General features: G+C 63.5%; 18 protein-coding genes. 15 read left to right on the top strand and 3 right to left on the bottom strand.

Features of this window, described 5'->3' with window-relative positions:
• Nucleotides 1–5 precede the first annotated feature (5 nt).
• The 3 genes from AC1DZ8_RS21580 to AC1DZ8_RS21570 are packed head-to-tail and all read right to left on the bottom strand — an operon-like array spanning nucleotide 6 to nucleotide 2,740.
• Nucleotides 6–971 (bottom strand): PDR/VanB family oxidoreductase, encoded by a 966-nt coding sequence (locus AC1DZ8_RS21580; protein WP_477302337.1) that lies wholly within the window; start codon nucleotides 969–971, stop codon nucleotides 6–8.
• Complete coding sequence (locus AC1DZ8_RS21575) at nucleotides 968–1,564, bottom strand: dimethylamine monooxygenase subunit DmmA family protein (RefSeq protein WP_477302335.1); 597 nt, start codon at nucleotides 1,562–1,564, stop codon at nucleotides 968–970. Before AC1DZ8_RS21575 ends, AC1DZ8_RS21580 begins: the two co-directional genes overlap by 4 nt.
• Before the next feature lie 42 nt (nucleotides 1,565–1,606).
• Nucleotides 1,607–2,740: an aminomethyl transferase family protein gene (locus AC1DZ8_RS21570; RefSeq protein WP_477302333.1), complete on the bottom strand. Its 1,134-nt coding sequence runs from the start codon at nucleotides 2,738–2,740 to the stop codon at nucleotides 1,607–1,609.
• Nucleotides 2,741–3,026: 286 nt separating this feature from the next.
• Between AC1DZ8_RS21570 and AC1DZ8_RS21565 the strand changes: the two genes are divergently transcribed.
• The 15 genes from AC1DZ8_RS21565 (at nucleotide 3,027) to AC1DZ8_RS21495 (ending at nucleotide 18,565) form a co-directional block, all read left to right on the top strand.
• Nucleotides 3,027–3,314: a hypothetical protein gene (locus AC1DZ8_RS21565; protein WP_477286722.1), complete on the top strand. Its 288-nt coding sequence runs from the start codon at nucleotides 3,027–3,029 to the stop codon at nucleotides 3,312–3,314.
• Between the two features lie 28 nt (nucleotides 3,315–3,342).
• The gene (locus tag AC1DZ8_RS21560; protein WP_023668545.1) at nucleotides 3,343–3,720 is read left to right on the top strand and encodes a hypothetical protein; all 378 of its coding nucleotides are present in this window, start codon (nucleotides 3,343–3,345) and stop codon (nucleotides 3,718–3,720) included.
• Between the two features lie 27 nt (nucleotides 3,721–3,747).
• A complete protein-coding gene (locus AC1DZ8_RS21555) occupies nucleotides 3,748–3,909 on the top strand; it encodes a hypothetical protein (protein WP_112565760.1) in 162 nt (53 codons plus the stop codon).
• Nucleotides 3,910–3,918: 9 nt separating this feature from the next.
• The gene (locus AC1DZ8_RS21550) at nucleotides 3,919–5,322 is read left to right on the top strand and encodes an APC family permease (RefSeq protein ID WP_477401607.1); all 1,404 of its coding nucleotides are present in this window, start codon (nucleotides 3,919–3,921) and stop codon (nucleotides 5,320–5,322) included.
• A 42-nt stretch (nucleotides 5,323–5,364) separates the two neighbouring features.
• Nucleotides 5,365–6,051 carry a hypothetical protein gene (locus AC1DZ8_RS21545; RefSeq protein WP_477302419.1) on the top strand — a complete coding sequence of 229 codons (687 nt, stop codon included), beginning with the start codon at nucleotides 5,365–5,367 and terminating at the stop codon, nucleotides 6,049–6,051.
• Nucleotides 6,048–6,371 carry a hypothetical protein gene (locus tag AC1DZ8_RS21540; RefSeq protein WP_477302328.1) on the top strand — a complete coding sequence of 108 codons (324 nt, stop codon included), beginning with the start codon at nucleotides 6,048–6,050 and terminating at the stop codon, nucleotides 6,369–6,371. The genes AC1DZ8_RS21545 and AC1DZ8_RS21540 overlap by 4 nt, the downstream gene beginning before the upstream one ends.
• Before the next feature lie 85 nt (nucleotides 6,372–6,456).
• Complete coding sequence (locus AC1DZ8_RS21535) at nucleotides 6,457–7,353, top strand: class II glutamine amidotransferase (RefSeq protein ID WP_477302326.1); 897 nt, start codon at nucleotides 6,457–6,459, stop codon at nucleotides 7,351–7,353.
• 4 nt (nucleotides 7,354–7,357) lie between these two features.
• Nucleotides 7,358–8,086 (top strand): GltB/FmdC/FwdC-like GXGXG domain-containing protein, encoded by a 729-nt coding sequence (locus AC1DZ8_RS21530; protein ID WP_477286710.1) that lies wholly within the window; start codon nucleotides 7,358–7,360, stop codon nucleotides 8,084–8,086.
• Between the two features lie 6 nt (nucleotides 8,087–8,092).
• Complete coding sequence (locus AC1DZ8_RS21525; protein ID WP_477302324.1) at nucleotides 8,093–9,421, top strand: FMN-binding glutamate synthase family protein; 1,329 nt, start codon at nucleotides 8,093–8,095, stop codon at nucleotides 9,419–9,421.
• 36 nt (nucleotides 9,422–9,457) lie between these two features.
• Entirely contained in the window at nucleotides 9,458–10,765 is a 1,308-nt protein-coding gene (gene glnT, locus AC1DZ8_RS21520) for a type III glutamate--ammonia ligase (protein WP_477302322.1), read from the top strand.
• Between the two features lie 37 nt (nucleotides 10,766–10,802).
• Nucleotides 10,803–12,056, top strand: a complete 1,254-nt coding sequence (locus AC1DZ8_RS21515) for a sarcosine oxidase subunit beta family protein (RefSeq protein ID WP_477302320.1) — start codon at nucleotides 10,803–10,805, stop codon at nucleotides 12,054–12,056.
• 16 nt (nucleotides 12,057–12,072) lie between these two features.
• Nucleotides 12,073–12,348 (top strand): sarcosine oxidase subunit delta, encoded by a 276-nt coding sequence (locus tag AC1DZ8_RS21510; protein WP_477302318.1) that lies wholly within the window; start codon nucleotides 12,073–12,075, stop codon nucleotides 12,346–12,348.
• Nucleotides 12,348–15,329, top strand: a complete 2,982-nt coding sequence (locus AC1DZ8_RS21505) for a sarcosine oxidase subunit alpha (protein ID WP_477302316.1) — start codon at nucleotides 12,348–12,350, stop codon at nucleotides 15,327–15,329. The genes AC1DZ8_RS21510 and AC1DZ8_RS21505 overlap by 1 nt, the downstream gene beginning before the upstream one ends.
• A complete protein-coding gene (locus tag AC1DZ8_RS21500) occupies nucleotides 15,322–15,945 on the top strand; it encodes a sarcosine oxidase subunit gamma (RefSeq protein WP_477302314.1) in 624 nt (207 codons plus the stop codon). The genes AC1DZ8_RS21505 and AC1DZ8_RS21500 overlap by 8 nt, the downstream gene beginning before the upstream one ends.
• A 250-nt stretch (nucleotides 15,946–16,195) precedes the next feature.
• Nucleotides 16,196–18,565, top strand: a complete 2,370-nt coding sequence (locus tag AC1DZ8_RS21495) for a DUF1989 domain-containing protein (protein ID WP_477302312.1) — start codon at nucleotides 16,196–16,198, stop codon at nucleotides 18,563–18,565.
• Nucleotides 18,566–18,666: the final 101 nt, after the last annotated feature.

Genomic DNA, 18,666 nt, shown 5'->3' with positions numbered 1-18,666 from the left:
GCCTCCTATCTTTCCAGGACCAGTGACTTGCCCTCGAAGCGCGACACGCATGGCATGATCTTGCAGCCGGAACGGTGGTCTTCCTCGCTCAGCCAGTGGTCGTTGTGGATGAACTTGCCGTCATACGAGAGGACGTTGGTTTCGCACTGGCCGCAAACGCCGCCGCGGCAGAGATAGGGCGGGTCGACGCCGGCGGCTTCGATCGCTTCGAGCAGGCTCTGCTGCTCGCCGACGCGGATGGTCTTGCCGCTGACGGCAAGCGTGACGTCGAAGGGCAGGCCGGGCTGGGGCGCCGCGAAATGCTCGTAGTGCACGGTCTCCGGCGGCCAGCCCAGTTCTGCCGCGCGGGCGCGCACCCAGTTGATCATGCCGGCCGGGCCGCAGACATAGAGATGCGTGCCGAGCGGCTGCGAGGACAGCAGCCGGTCGAGTTCGATGCGCTGATCCAAATCGTCGTGATAGAGCCGGATGCGGCGGCCATAGCGCTCCTGCAGGACATCGGCATAGGTGCCGAGCGAAGCGGTGCGGCAGGTGTAGTGCAGTTCGAAATTGCCGCCGGACCCGGCGAGCTGCGCGGTCTGCGCCATGAACGGCGTGATGCCGATGCCGCCGGCCAGCATCAGATGTTTCCTGGCCCTGAGATCGAGCGAGAACAGGTTGACGGGATAGCTGACCACCATCTCCAGGCCGGGCTTGACCGACCGGTGCATGAACAGCGAGCCGCCGCGGCCGACATCGTCGCGGCGCACCGAGATGGTGTATTCGCGCGTGTCGAGCGGCGAGCCCATCAGCGAATACGGATTCAGCCTTGTGAGGTCGCCGTCGCGCATCTCGACCACGACATGGGCGCCACCGGAAAAGGTCGGCAGCAATTCTCCGTCGCGGCGGCGGAAATGGAAGCGGGTGACGAGGTCGTTGACCGGGACGACATCGCTGACCACGACATCGAGCTTGGTGGTGCCGGTGCTCATGGGAAGGCCTCCTCGACAGGAGGAATTTCACTGCGATCCTCGGCGTTGATGCACACACCCTGGAAGGCGGCGAGACGCCTTGAGTAATGGTCGCGCACCAAAAGCAGCAGGCCGCAATGCGAACAGGTCGCCGGCTGCGTCGTCACATTTTCGGTGATGCCTTTGCAGTGCACGCATTGCATGCGCCGCGCCAGCGAACCGCGATGCTCGGTCTGCATCGAGGTATGATCGATGCCGGCTTCGAGCGCCACCTGCATGGCCTGGCCGATCAGCCCTTCGGTGCCGGCGAGATAGAGGCGCAGGCCCATATGGGCGTTGGTCAGCGTCTGCTTCAGTCGTGGCAGCAGGCTGGCGAAGGACGGCGCGACATGGAATTGCGCCGGCTCCAGTGCTTCGAGAGCGGCGACATGTTTGCCGTCGAGACCGGGAATGAAGACGATTTCCGCCCCGTCGAAGAAGCCGGGCGGGGCCGTCCTTGCCATATCAACGATCGCCAGCGCGCCTTCCGCATCCGCCAGAAAAAGATGATGCTTGCCGGCCTGCGGAGACAGGGTTCCGTAAATGGGCCGGCTGATGATCGTCTTGGCTGCCATTCTCTACTTCGCGCCTCGAAACCCCTCGCTGTTGATGATGCCTCAACCCTTGGCAGTGCGCTTGGTTTTCTTCGGATCATCGAAGGGGAGCGGCTGCGCGGTCGCGTTGATCGATCCGCTCTTGTTGCGGATCTCGAGCTTGGTGTCCTTGACCGCGCAGTCGACATCGAGCCGAGCGATGCCCATCGATTTCTTGACCAGCGGCGAATACATGGCGCAGGTCACCACGCCGACCTTTTTGCCGTCGCGATAGACCGGCGCGCCCTCGTCGGCCGGCTCCTTGCCGTCGAGCAGAACGCCATAGATCTTGAAGCGTTCCTTGCCCTTCAGCCGATAGTGCTCTTCGGCGCCGCGGAAACCGGTTTTTCCGGGACTGACGGTGAAATCGAGGCCGAGTTCCCACAGCGTGTCGCCAGGGCCTTCATTCTCGAACGGGTATTTTTGCGAATTGTCGTAAGGGTAGAACAGCAGATAGCTTTCGACGCGCAGCATATCGAGCGTGGTGAAGCGGCAGGGAATGATGCCGGCGCTCTTGCCCTCGTCGAGAATCCTGTCCCAGATCGTGCCCGCATCCTGGCCACGGCAGAAGATCTCGTAGCCGCGCTCGCCGGTGTAGCCGGTGCGCGAGATCATCACCGGGAAACCGAACAGCTGCGTCTGCATGTGATGGAAGTAGTTGAGGTCGCGAATGCCCGGCACGTGCTTGGCGAGATAGTCGACCGCCGTCGGCCCCTGCAGCGACAGATCGTGCAGATTGTCGTCGAAGCGCAGCGACACGTCGCGGCCCATCGCAGCGCGCTGCAATTCCTCATGACCGGTGCCGGAGCCATGCACCACCATCCAGGCGTTCGGCCCGGTGCGGTAGAGGATGCAGTCGTCGGTGAATTTCCCGGCCTCGTTCAGCATGCAGGCATAGGCCGACTTGCCGGGATAGATCTTTTCGACGTCGCGCGTCGTGGCGAGATCGATGAGGTGCGAGGCATGCGGCCCGGTGATGTGGACCTTCTTCAGGCCCGACACATCCATCAGCCCGGCCTTGGTGCGGATGGCGGTGTATTCCTCATCGGCATCCTTGTCGTAGGTCCAGGCGGTGCCCATTCCGCTCCAGTCTTCGAGCTTCGAGCCGAGCGCGCGATGGCGATCCGCCAGGGTCGAAAATCTCCAGGATGCCGTCATCCGCTAATCCTCCGTTCGAAAATTCAATTGTGTTCCCTGCCCCTCGCGCTGCGGCGGGTGCTTTGAGCGAATATTGATCGCAAACGTTCGGGCGCTGCAATACCCGTAAGCAAATAATTTCATTGTCAGGCAAAATTTGCCACGCCAAATGACCGGTTAACCAAACGTAAATTCGTCTTGACAATTTCGCAAATCGGCCTGAATTTGTGAAAAAAATTTCACTCTCTTGAAAGAGGGCAACAATCGGCCAGTTCGGAAGCCGGCGTTGGAATAAAGGGGAAAACCGATGTCAGACCTGCAGCAGCGCATCGAAGCGCTGTACCGCTCCGACGTGCGCGGATCCGCGCTCCTGATCATCTGCCTTTGGGCGACGATCCTCTTCGTGCTCATCATGACATGGCCCTACATCCCGGACACCGGGATCAAGATCGTCGTCGCCATCGCGGCGGCCGCCGTGCTGATCTTCAACACCGCCGCCATCCTGGCGATGGTCAATCACTACAAGGAAGACAAGGACTTCATCTACGGTCTCGACATCAAGAACGCCGACGCGGCCCGCAACCGCAAGTCCTGAACATAGAACGTCCTGAGGGGTAGAAGACATGTCGCGCTACACGCCGCCGGAACAAGGCAAGGCCGGGCAGATTTTCGATATCGTGGTTGTCGTGGTCGCCATTTTCGTGGCGCTGTGGCTGCCGCTGAAACTCGGCCTGGCGGGTGCGGCAAAATCCATCGACGCGCTCGATGCCAAGACCTGGGAAGCGCTCGGGCAGAACCCGACCATGGCCTCGATCTGGGAAAAGCTCGGCTACACGCCCGAAACCGCGCACGACATCATCCAGAACCGCTTCCACTACATCATCGACTGGCCGACGCTGATCATCATGGCGGCAGTGCTGATCGGCTATTTCGTCTTCCTGTTCCGCGCCTCCGACCGCGAATACCGCGACGTCATCAACGAAAAGTTCGACGATAAATAACGCCAGAGATCTTGGGGAAGCACGCTCATGTGGATGGCTCTGTCTTATGCATGCTGGGGTATCTCGGTCGTGCTTGCGCTGTGGATGCTCTACGACTGGTTCAAGATCGACACGACCTACTCCGAGGAGGTGCTGACCTCCTCGCGAGAAGGCGAGCTTGAAGCCGTTTCCGAAAAGCACCGGGTCTAGGGGAAAACAATGGCGGTCGCGGCTGAAACGACAAGCACGGCAATCAACGGTGACAGGGTCTCGCTGCTCAGGGTGCTCGGCCCGGCCCATGTCTGGGCGCTCGGCGTCGGCATCGTGCTGGTCGGCGAATTCACCGGCTGGAATTTCTCGGCCGACAAGGGCGGCGCGCTGGCAGCGCTGATCGTCTGCTGGGTGGTCGGGCTGCTCTACACCTCGGTCGCCATGATCGATTCCGAGGTGACATCGACGGTGGCCGCCGCCGGCGGGCAATACGCGCAGGCCAAGCACATTGTCGGGCCGCTCATGGCCTTCAATGTGGCGCTGTTCCTGGTCTTTGCCTACACGATGCTTGAGGTATCGGACGCCATCCTGCTCGGCGACACCATTGTCGCCAAGGCCGGCGTCGAGGGGCTCACCCACAATTCCTTCATCGCCGCCACCATTGTCGTGCTGGCGTGGCTCAACTATCGCGGCGTCTTGATGACGCTCAACGTCAACTTCGTCATCACTGCGATCGCCTATGTCTCGATCGTCATCCTGTTCTTCTCGGTCAGCCCGTGGACGCAAGGCGCCGTGCTGAAGCTCAATGAGTTGGTCACGCCCGGCAATGCACTGCCCTATGGCTGGATCGGCGTCATCGCCGCCTTCCAGTTCGGCATCTGGTATTATCTCGGTATCGAAGGCACGACGCAGGCCGCCGAGGAAGTGCGTTCGCCGGCCCGTTCGCTGCCTTACGGCACCATGGCCGGCATGATCACGCTTTTGATCGCCGCCGCCATGACCTGGTATGTCTGCTCCTCGCTGATGCCCTGGGAATATCTCGGCATCACCTATTATCCGCTGTGGGACGCCGGCAAGCTGACCGGCAGCGCGCTGCTCGAAAACCTGTTGTTCATCGCCACGCTGCTCGCCGCACTCGCCTCCGCCAATGGCTGCATCAACGACGCGGCACGCGCCTGGTTCTCGCTTGGACGCGACCGCTACCTGCCAACCTGGTTCTCGGCCGTGCACCCGAAATACCGCACGCCCTATCGCTCGATTCTGTTCCTGCTGCCGATCGCGCTGGCCTTCGCCTTCATCGCCGACCTCAACCAGGCGATCACCTTCTCGATCCTGTCGGGCGTGCTGCAATACACCTTCATGAGCATCAACATCATGATGTTCCGCAAGAAATGGCCGCTCGGCACCATCCGTCGCGGCTACACCCACCCCTTCCATCCGCTGCCGGCGATCGTGCTGTTTTGTCTGTGCGTGGTGACATTCTTCGCGATCTTCCTCGGCTTCGGTTCGCAGCTGATCGCGATGACCATCTTCTATTTCCTGATTTCGCTGTGGTTCCACTTCTACCGCTACCGCTATGTGCGCCGCGGCGACCAGTTCACCATGCCGTGGCCGAAGCCACAGGGCTATTGACAGGAGAGGGCCTGCCGGTTTGGGCAGGCAGTGCGTGACGAGGTGTCTGAGGTGACGACAGCATTGCTGGCCGGGGCGATCGCCTTGGCTCTCGTCTTGCACCTCGCCTGGCTTGCGCGCGCCAGCCGCAACAGGGCCAAGGCTGCTCTTGCCGCCGAGGCGACAAGCATCCGAACTGTCATCGCAGATGCCGCCGACATTTCAGATGGCACGGTTGGTGTCGTCACCTGGGTGGGTTCGTGGAATGAACGGCGCGTGCAAGTGCGCACCATCGTCGACACGCTGGCGACGCGAAAGCTGCCGGCGCGCTGGCTGAGCATCACGATCACCGAACCGGTTGCGGTGCCGGCGACGTTTGACATGATGATGCGGCCGGGATCGCCGACCACCTTCTCCAATTTCGATCACCTCCAGCATACGCTGCCGAAAGCTCCGGGTTTTCCGGCCGAAGCGGTGCTGCGAACAGACTTAAGGGGCGCGCGCTTTCCGCAGAACCTGATCGCCAGCCATCTCGACATCTTTGCCGAAGGCCGTGCCAAGGAACTTTTGATCACGCCGAACGGCGTGCGCATCGTCTGGCTGCTGGCCGAGGCCGAACGCGCCCGCTACGGCGTGTTCCGGCAGGCGGCCTTCGGCACAAGGCTCGAACCTGCGCTGGTCGAGCGGCTGCTCGCCTCGGCCTCGGGGCTGCGCGACGCCATCAACAGACAGGAAAGGCAGGTGGCATGAGCGCACCCTCCCCCACGCCTCCAAATCCGTATCTCGTGCTCGGCGCCGCGATCGTCCTGCCGGCCAGCGGCCATGTCATCCTGGGCGTGCCGGTGCGCGGCCTGCAGTTCCTGTTCTTCATGGTGATCCTTGCCTGGGTGACGGCCAAGATCGCGCCGGCCGACGCCAGTTTCGTCGGCCGCCATGCCGGCGGCTTCCTGATCTATGCGCTGTCGATCCTCGATGCCTACAAACTCGCCCGCATCCGCACCGCCAAATGGGTTCACAGCACCCGCGTGGGCGCCGATACTGCGCAAAGCGGCATTGAGCCGCATACGTAACTAGAGGAAAATTTTTTTCATATGATTGAATTCGGGCAGCGCATTCGGTACATCATCTCTTAGTGGTAAACGCCGGGAGGCTGACATGTGTGGAATCGTCGGACTTTTTTTGAAGGACAAGTCGCTTGAGCCGCAACTCGGCTCGATGCTGTCGCAGATGCTGATCTCGCTCAGCGATCGCGGCCCCGACAGCGCCGGCATCGCCATCTATGGCGCACGTTCGAAGAACGAAGCCAAGATCACCATCCAGTCGGCGAAGCCCGATCGCGATTTCCGCGGCCTCGACGCCGAACTCGCCAAGGCCATCGGCGCGCCGGTGAGCATTGCGGTGAAGTCGACGCATGCCGTGCTCAGGACCGCGCCCGACAAGGTCGACGCCGCCCGCGAGACGCTGCAGTCGATCCGGCCCGACGTGCGCATCATGGGCGCCGGCGAAGCCGTCGAGATCTACAAGGAAGTCGGCCTGCCGGAAGCTGTGGTCGACCGCTTCGACGTGCGCTCGATGACCGGCACGCATGGCATCGGCCACACCCGCATGGCGACGGAATCGGCCGTCACCACAATGGGCGCACACCCCTTCTCGACCGGCGCCGACCAGTGCCTGGTGCACAATGGCTCGCTCTCCAACCACAACAATGTGCGGCGCGAACTCAAGCGCGAAGGCATGACCTTCGAGACCGAGAACGACACCGAGGTGGCGGCCGCCTATCTCTCGTCGCAGATGGCGCATGGCAAGAATCTCGGCGAGGCGCTGGAAGGCACGCTGTCCGACCTCGACGGCTTCTTCACCTTCGTGGTCGGCACCAAGAACGGTTTCGGCGTGGTGCGCGACCCGATCGCCTGCAAGCCGGCCGTCATGGCCGAGACCGACCAATATGTCGCCTTCGGCTCGGAATATCGCGCGCTGACCAAGCTGCCCGGCATAGACAATGCGAGGGTCTGGGAACCGGAACCCGCAACCGTCTATTTCTGGGAGCATTGAGCCCATGCCGGCAACCAAACTTTCGAAGGCGGCGCAAGACCACGCGTCCCGGGTTTTCGATCTCGATGTGTCGTCGCTGCGCGAGCTCAATCAGGCGCTGCACAATCTGACGCCCGGTTCCAACGAAACGGCGTGGGAAGTGCTGCATCCCAAAGGCAGCCATTCGGTCGCCGTCGGCGTCGACCAGCCTGTCAGCATCGATGTGCGCGGCAGCGTCGGCTATTATTGCGCCGGCATGAATGACGGCGCGGCGATCACCGTGCATGGTTCGGCCGGCCCCGGCGTTGGCGAAAACATGATGTCGGGTTCAATCGTCATCAAGGGCGACGCCAGCCAGTATGCCGGCGCCACCGGCAAGGGCGGACTTCTGGTCATCGAGGGCAACGCATCCTCCCGCTGCGGTATCTCGATGAAAGGCATCGACATCGTCGTGCACGGCAATATCGGCCACATGTCGGCCTTCATGGCGCAGTCGGGCAATCTCGTGGTACTGGGCGATGCCGGCGATGCGCTGGGCGATTCCATCTACGAGGCGCGGCTGTTCGTTCGCGGCAAGGTCGAAAGCCTTGGCGCCGACTGCATCGCCAAGGAGATGCGGCCCGAACACATCGAGTTGCTGCAAGGCCTGCTCGACCGCGCCGGCGTGACCGGCGTCAAGCCGTCGGAGTTCAAGCGCTACGGCTCGGCGCGCACGCTCTACAATTTCAATATCGACAACGCCGACGCGTATTGAGGCATCATGACCTACAAGAACCCGCCGACGACGCCGCGCAAATCCGCGACCTTCGACGACTACACGCTCTCCGAAATCCGCCGCGCCGCGGCAACCGGCATCTATGACATCAGGGGCGCCGGCGCCAAGCGCAAGCTGCCGCATTTCGACGATCTTCTGTTCCTCGGCGCCTCGATCTCGCGCTATCCGCTGGAAGGCTATCGCGAACGCTGCGACACCTCAGTGGTGCTCGGTTCGCGCCATGCCAAGAAGCCGATCGAACTGAAGATCCCGATCACCGTTGCCGGCATGAGTTTTGGCTCGCTGTCCGGCCCGGCCAAGGAAGCACTCGGCCGTGGCGCTACGCTATCAGGCACTTCGACCACCACCGGCGATGGCGGCATGACCGAGGAAGAGCGCGGGCATTCGAAGACGCTGGTCTATCAGTACCTGCCATCGCGCTACGGCATGAACCCCCGAGACCTGCGCCGCGCCGACGCCATCGAAGTGGTTGTCGGCCAGGGCGCCAAGCCCGGCGGCGGCGGCATGCTGCTCGGCCAGAAGATCTCCGATCGCGTTGCCGAAATGCGCACGCTGCCGAAAGGCATTGACCAGCGCTCGGCCTCGCGCCATCCCGACTGGACCGGCCCCGACGATCTCGAAATCAAGATCCTCGAACTGCGCGAGATCACCGACTGGGAAAAGCCGATCTATGTCAAGGTCGGCGGCGCCCGCCCCTACTATGACACAGCCCTTGCGGTGAAGGCCGGCGCCGATGTCGTCGTCGTCGACGGCATGCAGGGCGGCACGGCCGCGACGCAGGAAGTGTTCATCGAAAATGTCGGCCAACCGACGCTTGCCTGCATCAGGCCGGCAGTGCAGGCGCTGCAGGACCTCGGCATGCATCGCAAGGTGCAGCTGATCGTGTCGGGCGGCATCCGCAACGGTGCCGACGTCGCCAAGGCGTTGGCGCTGGGCGTCGACGCGGTCTCCATCGGCACGGCCGCCCTTGTCGCGCTCGGCGACAACGACCCGCGCTGGGAGTCGGAATACAATGCGCTCGGCACCACCGCCGGCGCCTATGACGACTGGCATGAGGGCCGCGACCCTGCCGGGATCACCACGCAGGACCCCGAGCTGATGAAACGTGTCGATCCGATCGCCGCTGGGAGGCGGCTGGCGAATTATCTGAAGGTGATGACGCTCGAGGCTCAAACGATTGCCCGCGCCTGCGGCAAGAACAGCCTGCACAATCTCGAGCCCGAGGATCTCGTAGCCCTCACCATCGAAGCCGCCGCCATGGCCGGCGTGCCGCTGGCCGGCACCAACTGGATACCGGGGAAGAACGGTTTCTGAAAAACACTACCCAGATCACATAAGCGAGGAACTATAATGGGGAACGATCTCGCCGCATTCGCCAAAGAGAACGGCGTCAAATATTTCATGATTTCCTACACCGACCTGTTCGGTGGCCAGCGCGCCAAGCTGGTGCCGGCACAGGCGATATCGGGCATGCAGAAGGACGGCGCCGGCTTTGCCGGTTTCGCCACCTGGCTCGACCTGACGCCAGCGCATCCCGACATGCTGGCGGTGCCGGATCCGGACTCAGTCATTCAGCTGCCGTGGAAACCAGAGGTCGCCTGGGTCGCCGCCAACTGCATCATGGATGACAAGGAGGTCGAGCAGGCGCCGCGCAACACGCTGCGGCGGCTGGTCGCGGAAGCCGCCAGCGATGGCATGCATGTCAAGACCGGCGTCGAGCCCGAGTTCTTCCTGATCTCGCCTGATGGCAGCGTTATCTCCGACAAATACGATACGGCGTCGAAACCCTGCTACGACCAGCAGGCGGTGATGCGCCGCTATGATGTCATCGCCGAGATCTGCGACCACATGCTGGCGCTGGGCTGGGGCCCGTACCAGAACGACCATGAGGACGCCAACGGCCAGTTCGAGATGAACTGGGAGTTCGACGATGTGCTGGCCACCGCCGACAAGCACTCCTTCTTCAAGTTCATGGTCAAGTCCGTCGCCGAGAAGCATGGGCTGCGCGCCACCTTCATGCCAAAGCCCTTCCAGGGCCTGACCGGCAATGGCTGCCATGCCCATATCTCGGTGTGGGACAAGGCCGGCAAGACCAACGTCTTTGCCGACAATGCGATGGAACTCGGCCTGTCGGCCAAGGGCAAGAACTTCCTCGGCGGCATTATGAAACATGCCTCGGCTCTCGCCGCGATCACCAATCCGACGGTCAATTCGTACAAGCGCATCAACGCGCCGCGCACCATTTCGGGCGCCACCTGGGCGCCGAACACGGTGACCTGGACCGGCAACAACCGCACCCACATGGTGCGCGTGCCCGGACCCGGACGCTTCGAGCTGCGCCTGCCGGATGGCGCCGCCAACCCGTATCTGCTGCAGGCGGTGATCATCGCCGCCGGCCTCGACGGCATCCGCTCCAAGGCTGATCCCGGCAAGCGCTACGACATCGACATGTACCAGCATGGCCATACGGTGAAGGGCGCGCCGAAACTGCCGCTCAATTTGCTCGATGCGCTGCGCGAATACGACAAGGACAAATCGTTGAAGGCGGCGCTGGGTGAGGAATTCTCGTCGGCTTACCTAAAGCTGAAGCACCAGGAATGGAATTCCTATGCTTCGCACTTCACGCAATGGGAGCGCGACCACACGCTGGACATCTAACCCGGCACAGCGGTGCGAGCGACCTCGGAATGAACGTATGAAATATTCGATCTTCTCGCTCGCCCGCGCCGCCCTTTCCGGCCACAAGAACTGGCAGCGCACCTGGCGCGATGCCAGCCCGAAAGACCATTACGACGTGGTGATCATCGGCGGCGGCGGCCATGGGCTCGCCACCGCCTGGTTCCTCGCCAGCGAGTTCGGCATCAAAAACGTCGCCGTGCTGGAAAAGGGCTGGATCGGCTCCGGCAATGCCGGCCGCAACACCACCATCATCCGCTCCAATTACGGCCTGCCCGGTAACACCGGCTTCTACGAATTGTCGATGAAGCTGTGGGAGCGGATGGAGCAGGACCTCAACTACAATTCGATGGTCAGCCAGCGCGGCGTGCTCAACCTTTACCATTCCGACGCGCAGCGCGACGCCTATGCGCGGCGCGGCAACACCATGCGCATCAACGGCATCGATGCCGAGCTGCTCGACCAGGCGGCGCTGAAGAAGATGCTGCCGTTCCTGAATTTCGACCATGCTCGCTTTCCCGTGCAAGGCGGGCTGCTGCAGCGGCGCGGCGGCACGGCGCGGCATGACGCGGTGGTCTGGGGCTATGCGCATGCGGCGAGCGAACTCGGCGTCGACATCATCCAGAACTGCGAAGTCACCGGCTTTGTCAGAGACGGCAATGGCAAGGTCACCGGCGTCGAGACCTCGCGCGGAAAAATCGGCGCCGGCAAGGTCGGCATGGCAGTTGCCGGTTCCTCGTCGCGCGTCGCGGCGATGGCGGGCCTGCGCCTGCCGATCGAAAGCCACGTGCTGCAGGCCTTCGTCTCGGAAGCGATCAAGCCGCTCATTCCCGGCGTCATGACCTTCGGCGCCGGGCATTTCTATGTCAGCCAGTCGGACAAGGGCGGGCTGGTCTTCGGCGGCGACATCGATGGCTACAATTCCTATGCCCAGCGCGGCAATCTGCCGGTGATGGAGGATGTCTGTGAAGGCGGCATGGCGCTGATCCCGATGATCGGCCGGGTGCGGCTTCTGCGCCAGTGGGGCGGCATCATGGACATGTCGATGGACGGTTCGCCGATCATCGACAAGACGCCCATCGACGGGCTCTACCTCAACGCCGGCTGGTGCTATGGCGGCTTCAAGGCGACGCCCGGTTCCGGCTTCGTCTTTGCCCATCTTCTGGCGCGCGAAGAGTCGCACAAGGAAGCGGCGCTGTTTCGCCTCGACCGCTTCCAGCGCGGCGCCATGATCGACGAAAAGGGCCAGGGCGCCCAACCGAACCTGCACTGAGGACGGCCACAAACCGATGCGTATTACCTGTCCTTTCTGCGGCGAACGCGAACTCGGCGAGTTCAGCTATCTCGGCGACGCCAAGCCCGCGCGGCCGGCGGCGGATGCCGGCGAGGATGCCGTCTACGACTATGTCTATCTGCGCGACAATGTCGCCGGCGTGATGGCTGAGAACTGGTACCATGGCGGCGGCTGCCGGGCTTGGCTGAAGGTTACGCGAAATACGCTAACACATGAGATTTCGGCGGTGGAGCCGGCGGCAGGCGTTGGTGCCGCCAAGGTTGGTGCGTGATGGCCGGCACGCAGACAAACCGGCTGGACAATGGCGGTCTGATCGACCGCACCACGCCGCTCAACTTCCGCTTCGACGGCAAGACCTTCCAAGGTTTCCAGGGCGACACGCTGGCCTCGGCGCTGGTTGCCAATGGCGTCAAGCTGGTCGGCCGCTCGTTCAAATACCACCGTCCGCGCGGCATCCTCACCGCCGGTTCGGAAGAACCCAACGCGCTGGTCGAGCTGCGTACCGGCGCACGGCGCGAGGCCAACACCAAGGCGACGACCGCCGAGCTCTATGAAGGGCTCGAAGCCGCCAGCCAGAACCGCTGGCCGTCGCTGCGGCACGATGTGATGTCGGTCAATCAGCTGTTCGCGCCGATCTTCGTTGCCGGCTTCTACTACAAGACCTTCATGTGGCCGGCGAAGTTCTGGGAGATGATCTACGAGCCGGCGATCCGCCGCGCCGCCGGTCTCGGCCGCGCGGCCCAGCTTCCCGATCCCGATCACTACGATAAGGCCTGGGCGCATTGCGATGTGGTGATCGCCGGCTCGGGGCCGGCGGGGTTGGCGGCAGCGCTTGCCGCCGGCCGCAGCGGCGCCCGCGTCATCCTGTGCGAAGAGGATTTTGTCCCCGGCGGCCGCCTCTTGTCGGATGGCGGCACGATCGACGGACTGCCGGCGGCGGAGTGGCTGACGCGCGCGCTGGCCGAACTGACTGCGATGCCTGACGTGCGCATCATGACGCGCACGACGCTGTTCGGCGTCTATGATGGCGGCACCTATGGCGCGATCGAGCGCGTCAACGACCATCTGCCGACGCCGCCCGAGCACGAGGTGCGCCAGCGCCTGTGGCGGATCGTGGCCAAATGCTGCGTCGTCGCCGCCGGTGCGATCGAACGGCCGATCGTCTTTGCCGGCAACGACACGCCCGGTGTCATGATGGCGTCGGCGATGCGGACCTATGTCACACGCTATGCCGCCACGCCGGCAAAACGCATCGCATTGTTCGCCAACAATGAGGATGGCTGGCGCACGGTCGAGACCGCGCTCGGCGCCGGACTGCAGGTAGCGGCGGTGATCGATGCGCGGCCGGATGTATCGCCGGCCCATCGCTCGCTCGCCTCCAAGAATGGCTTCACCGTGCTGCATGGCTCGGTCAGCGGCGTCGACGGCGGCAAGGACGGTGTGCGCAAGATTTCGGTGTCGCTCACCGGTGGCGCGCGCGCGGAGGTCGAGGCCGACGGGCTCGCCGTTTCCGGCGGCTGGAACCCGGCGGTTGGGCTCACCTCCTACCATCGCGGCCGGCCGAAATGGCGCGAGGACATCGCCGCGTTCGTGCCGGATGGCGCGCCTCCCGGCATGGTGGCTGCGGGTGCGGCGAACGGGGCCTTCGGTCTCGGCGCCTGCCTGCGCGAAGGGTTTGAGGCCGGCGCGACGGCAGCACGTGATACTGGGCACACCGGCAACGTGGGATCGGTGCCTACTGCCGATAGCGAGGCGTTCTCGCTGACGCCGCTCTGGCATGTTGCCGGCAAGGGCAAGGCCTTCGTCGACCAGCAGCATGACGTCACCGCCTCCGACATCGAATTGGCGCAGCGCGAAGGTTTTGAATCGGTCGAGCATCTGAAGCGCTACACGACGCTCGGCATGGCGACCGACCAGGGCAAGACCTCGAATGTCGCCGGCCTCGCCATCATGGCAGCGGTATCAGGCAAATCCATTCCCGAGACCGGCACGACGATCTACCGGCCGCCTTACGTGCCCGTCGCCATCGGCGCCTTTGCCGGCCATCATCGCGACGAGACGTTCCATGCAACGCGGCTGACGCCGTCGCATCACTGGGCCGCCGAACAGGGCGCGATCTTTGTCGACACGGGCCTGTGGAAGCGCGCGCAATGGTATCCGCGTGCCGGTGAGAAGGACTGGCTGGAATCGGTCACCCGCGAGGTCAAGGCGGTGCGCTCCGGCGTCGGCTTCTGCGATGTCTCGACGCTGGGCAAGATCGACGTGCACGGCCCCGACGCCGGAGCCTTCCTCGACCGTGTCTACATCAACACCTTTTCCAGCCTCGCCGTCGGCAAGGCGCGCTACGGGCTGATGCTGCGCGAGGACGGTCTGGTCTACGATGACGGCACGACCTCGCGGCTGGCCGAGGATCATTACTTCCTCACCACCACCACGGCCAAGGCCGGGCTGGTGATGCAGCATCTCAAATTCTGCCGGCAGGTGTTGTTTCCAGAACTCGACGTGCAGCTGACCTCCGTCTCGGATCAGTGGGCGCAGTTCTCCATCGCCGGACCCAAGACGCGCGATCTCTTGAAGGAGATCGTCGATCCGTCAGAAGACCTGTCCAACGAAGGTTTTCCCTTCATGGGCGCGCGCGAAGTCGCCTTGCGCGGTGGCATCAAGGCAAGGCTGTTCCGCATCTCCTTCTCCGGCGAGATGGCGTTCGAGATTTCGGTGCCGGCCCGCTATGGCGAGGCGATGGCGCGCAATCTGATGATTGCCGGCAAGCAATTCGGCGTGACGCCTTACGGCACCGAGGCGCTCGGCGTCATGCGCGTCGAAAAGGGCCATGTCGCCGGTCCGGAACTGAGCGGCACAACGACCGCCGCCGATCTCGGCCTCGGCAAGATGATGTCGACCAAGAAGGATTTCATCGGCCGCGTCATGGCCGGCCGCGAGGCACTGGTGGCGCCGGACCGTCAGGTCGTCGTCGGTATCAAGCCGGTCGACAAAGCGCGGCGCCTGCGCTCCGGCGCGCACATCATTCCGAAGGGCCAGACGCCTGGACCCGACAACGATCAAGGCTATGTCACCTCGGTCTGCTTCTCGCCGACGCTTGACCAGTGGATCGGGCTCGGCCTTATCGAACGCGGCCGCGAGCGCATCGGCGAAATCGTCCACGCGCACGACCCGCTGCGCGGCGAGGACTATGATGTCGAGCTCTGCAATCCCGTCTTCTACGACCCGGATGGAGGGCGCCAGCGTGGCTGAGTTTTCCTGGGATGCCCGCAGCCCGCTCGACCGGGCGCTCGCAGCTGGCGCTTACGGTGCGCAAGGCGAAGCCGGCGTGTCGCTGACGGAGATCCGCAATTTCGACCTGATGCAAGTCATGGCGCGACGTGGCACGGCCGCCGACATGGCCAAGGCCGCGAAGGCACGTTTCGGCGTTGCGCCTCCGCAAACACCGAAAGCGGTCGGCACGACGGATGCGACGCTGATCTGGTCGGGACCGGATCAGTTTTTTGTTCTGTCCAAGGGCGGCAACCATGGGGCCGAGTCGCTCGGCCAGGCGTTCGCAAAATCAGCGTCGCTCTCCGACCAATCGCATGCCCGGGTGCTGATCAGCATCAGCGGCGCCAAGGCGCGGACGATGCTGGCGAAGCTGTCGTCGATCGATCTGCATCCGGATGCGTTCGTGGTTGGCGCGGCCGCGGCCACGTCGATGGATCATACCAGCGTCACGCTCTGGCGCGGGAAGGATCGTGACGGGCTGGCGGTGTTCAATGTTCTGGTGTTTGCGACCTTTGCTGAAAGCCTGTGGCACACGGTGCTGGATTCGGCTGCGGAGTATGGCGTGGCGATCGGGCATTCAGAGGATTTGGCGTAGCGCGCTCTGACCTTCTCCCCCTGTGGGAGAAGGTGGATCGGCGCGCAGCGCCGAGACGGATGAGGGGTGTTCCAGCGGAGTGAGACGTCGGCATTCCCTGGAACACCCCTCATCCGTCGCCTGCGGCGACACCTTCTCCCACAAGGGGAGAAGGGGGAGCCAGTGCTTGCCAAACGCGATCTCCCTGCTATTCTTGCTGCTAAAATAATTTCACACACAGGCAAACTTGTTTCTCGAAACCCAAGTTGAGATGAGCCAGTCGCCCTACCCCACAATCACATCCGGCCCGCCGCGCCCCAGCCTTATTCTGAGGCCCGGCCAGATCGCGCTGCCGCCGGGGTTGGAGCGCTATACCATCCCAGGCAATGGCGCGGTGCTGATCGAGGTCGAGGCCGGCGATACGATCAGCGTGCGCAATGTCGAAGGCGGGCAGGCTTGCGAGCTGCTGGCCTGGGACAAGTCAGGCGCCACTGACCCTTCCATCTTCGGCGAAAAATCCAACAGCAATGCCGCGGGGATCAAGGCGCTATTGGCCGAGGGCGACGACAGTCTCGCTTCCGTGCGTCGGGGGCTCGAGCGCCGGCAGGTGCAGCTCGACCAGCCCAAGGCGGTGCGCGTGTTCGGCGGTGCCACGCCGGCCGGCACCGAGCAGGCGTTCGCTGTAGCACGTGATGGCGCGATGCTGATTGCAGCGCCCGGTGGACCGATGCTGGTCGACGGCCATGACACCGCTACACCGCTTACCGTCATCGTGCGGCGCAACACGGTGCGCCTGAAATCGAAGTCGCAGCTGGCCGATCCGCTCGCCGATCCGGTGCTCGACCTGCGTGTCCATTCGGCAACCGCGGAATCCTATTTCGTCAAGGCCGGCGACTATCTGCAGATCATCGATGTCGACGGCCGTCAGTGCACCGACTTCCAGTGCTTTTCGGCGCGCAAGCTGGACAAGGGCCACGACCACCCGCTCGACGTGACGACGACGCGCACGCTGATGGGATCGAGCTACCCGATGCCCGGCCTGCATTCGAAATATTACGACCAGGACATGGAGCCGCTGGTCGAGGTGGTGCAGGACACATGCGGCCGGCACGACGCTTTCGCGCTGGCGTGTGCGGCCAAATATTACGACGACATAGGCTATCCCGGCCACACCAACTGCTCGGAGAATTTTAATCGCGCGCTGGCCGACAAGGGCGTGACGCCGCGCGCGGGCTGGATGGCGATCAACTTCTTCTTCAACACGGCGATCGACGCGCATGGCGTCATGGTGTCGGACGAGCCGTGGTCGCGGGCTGGCGACTATGTGCTGCTCAGGGCGCTGACCGACATCGTCTGTGTCTCCTCCGCTTGCCCCGACGACACCACGCCCGCCAATGGCTGGGATCTTACCGACATCCATGTGCGCACCTATTCCGGCCAGCACAAATTCTCGCGAGCGATCGCCAGACGCATGACGCCCGATTCGGAACCCAAGATGACCCGCGAGACCGCCTTCCACTCATCCTTCGCCAAGCACACCCGCAACTTCGTGGAGTACAGGGGCTATTGGCTGGCCAATTCCTTCGCCAAGGAAGGGCCAATCGCCGAATACTGGGCCTGCCGGCAGGATGCGGTGATCATGGACCTGTCGCCGCTGCGCAAATTCGAGGTCACCGGTCCGGATTCCGAAGCGCTGCTGCAATACACGCTGACCCGCGACGTCAAGAAGCTCGGCGTCGGCCAGGTCGTCTATTCCGCCATGTGCTACGAGCATGGCGGCATGATCGACGACGGCACGCTGCTGCGCCTCGGCAAGGACAATTTCCGCTGGGTCGGCGGCGACGATCTGTCCGGCGAATGGCTGCGCGACACCGCCGAAAAACTCGGCCTCAACGTGCTGGTGCGTTCGTCGACCGACCAGATGCACAATGTCGCCGTGCAAGGGCCCAAAAGCCGCGACATCCTCCGCGAGGTGATCTGGACCTCGCCCGTGCAGCCGTCGATCGACGAGCTCGAATGGTTCCGCTACGCGGTCGCTCGCATCGGCGGCGGCAACGGCATTCCGGTCGTCGTGTCGCGCACCGGCTACACCGGCGAACTCGGCTACGAGATCTGGTGCCATCCGCGCGACGCCGAAAAAGTCTTCGACGCCATCTGGGAGGCCGGCCAGCCGCATGGGCTGAAGCCGATGGGCCTGCAGGCGCTCGACATGGTGCGCATCGAGGCCGGGCTGATCTTCGCCGGCTACGAGTTCTCCGACCAGACCGATCCGTTCGAGGCCGGCATCGGATTCACCGTGCCGCTGAAAACCAAGACCGACGATTTCATCGGCCGCGAGGCGCTGATCAGGCGCAAGGAGCACCCGCAGCACAAGCTTGTCGGCCTCGACATCGACAGCAATGTCGCCGTCGGCCATGGCGATTGCGTGCATGTCGGTCGCGCCCAGATCGGCGTCGTCACTTCAGGCATGCGCTCGCCGGTGCTGAACAAGAACATCGCGCTGGCGAGGCTCGACGTCACCCATGCGGCCATCGGCACGGAGGTCGAGATCGGCAAGCTCGACGGCCATGCCAAGCGGCTGCCGGCGCGGGTGGTGGCCTTCGCCCACTACGATCCGCAAAAGACCAAGCCGCGCTCCTGATGGTTGGCCTCAAAGCCTGATCGAAGTGGTTCGCCGGCTGTTGCCGACGGCCTTTCGATCCACGTTTCGCAAGCGTGATGTGCACGACATCACAAATCGCT

The sequence above is a fragment of the Mesorhizobium sp. P2_F7 genome (assembly GCF_056403695.1).
This window is presented reverse-complemented; position numbering and strand designations above follow the sequence as displayed.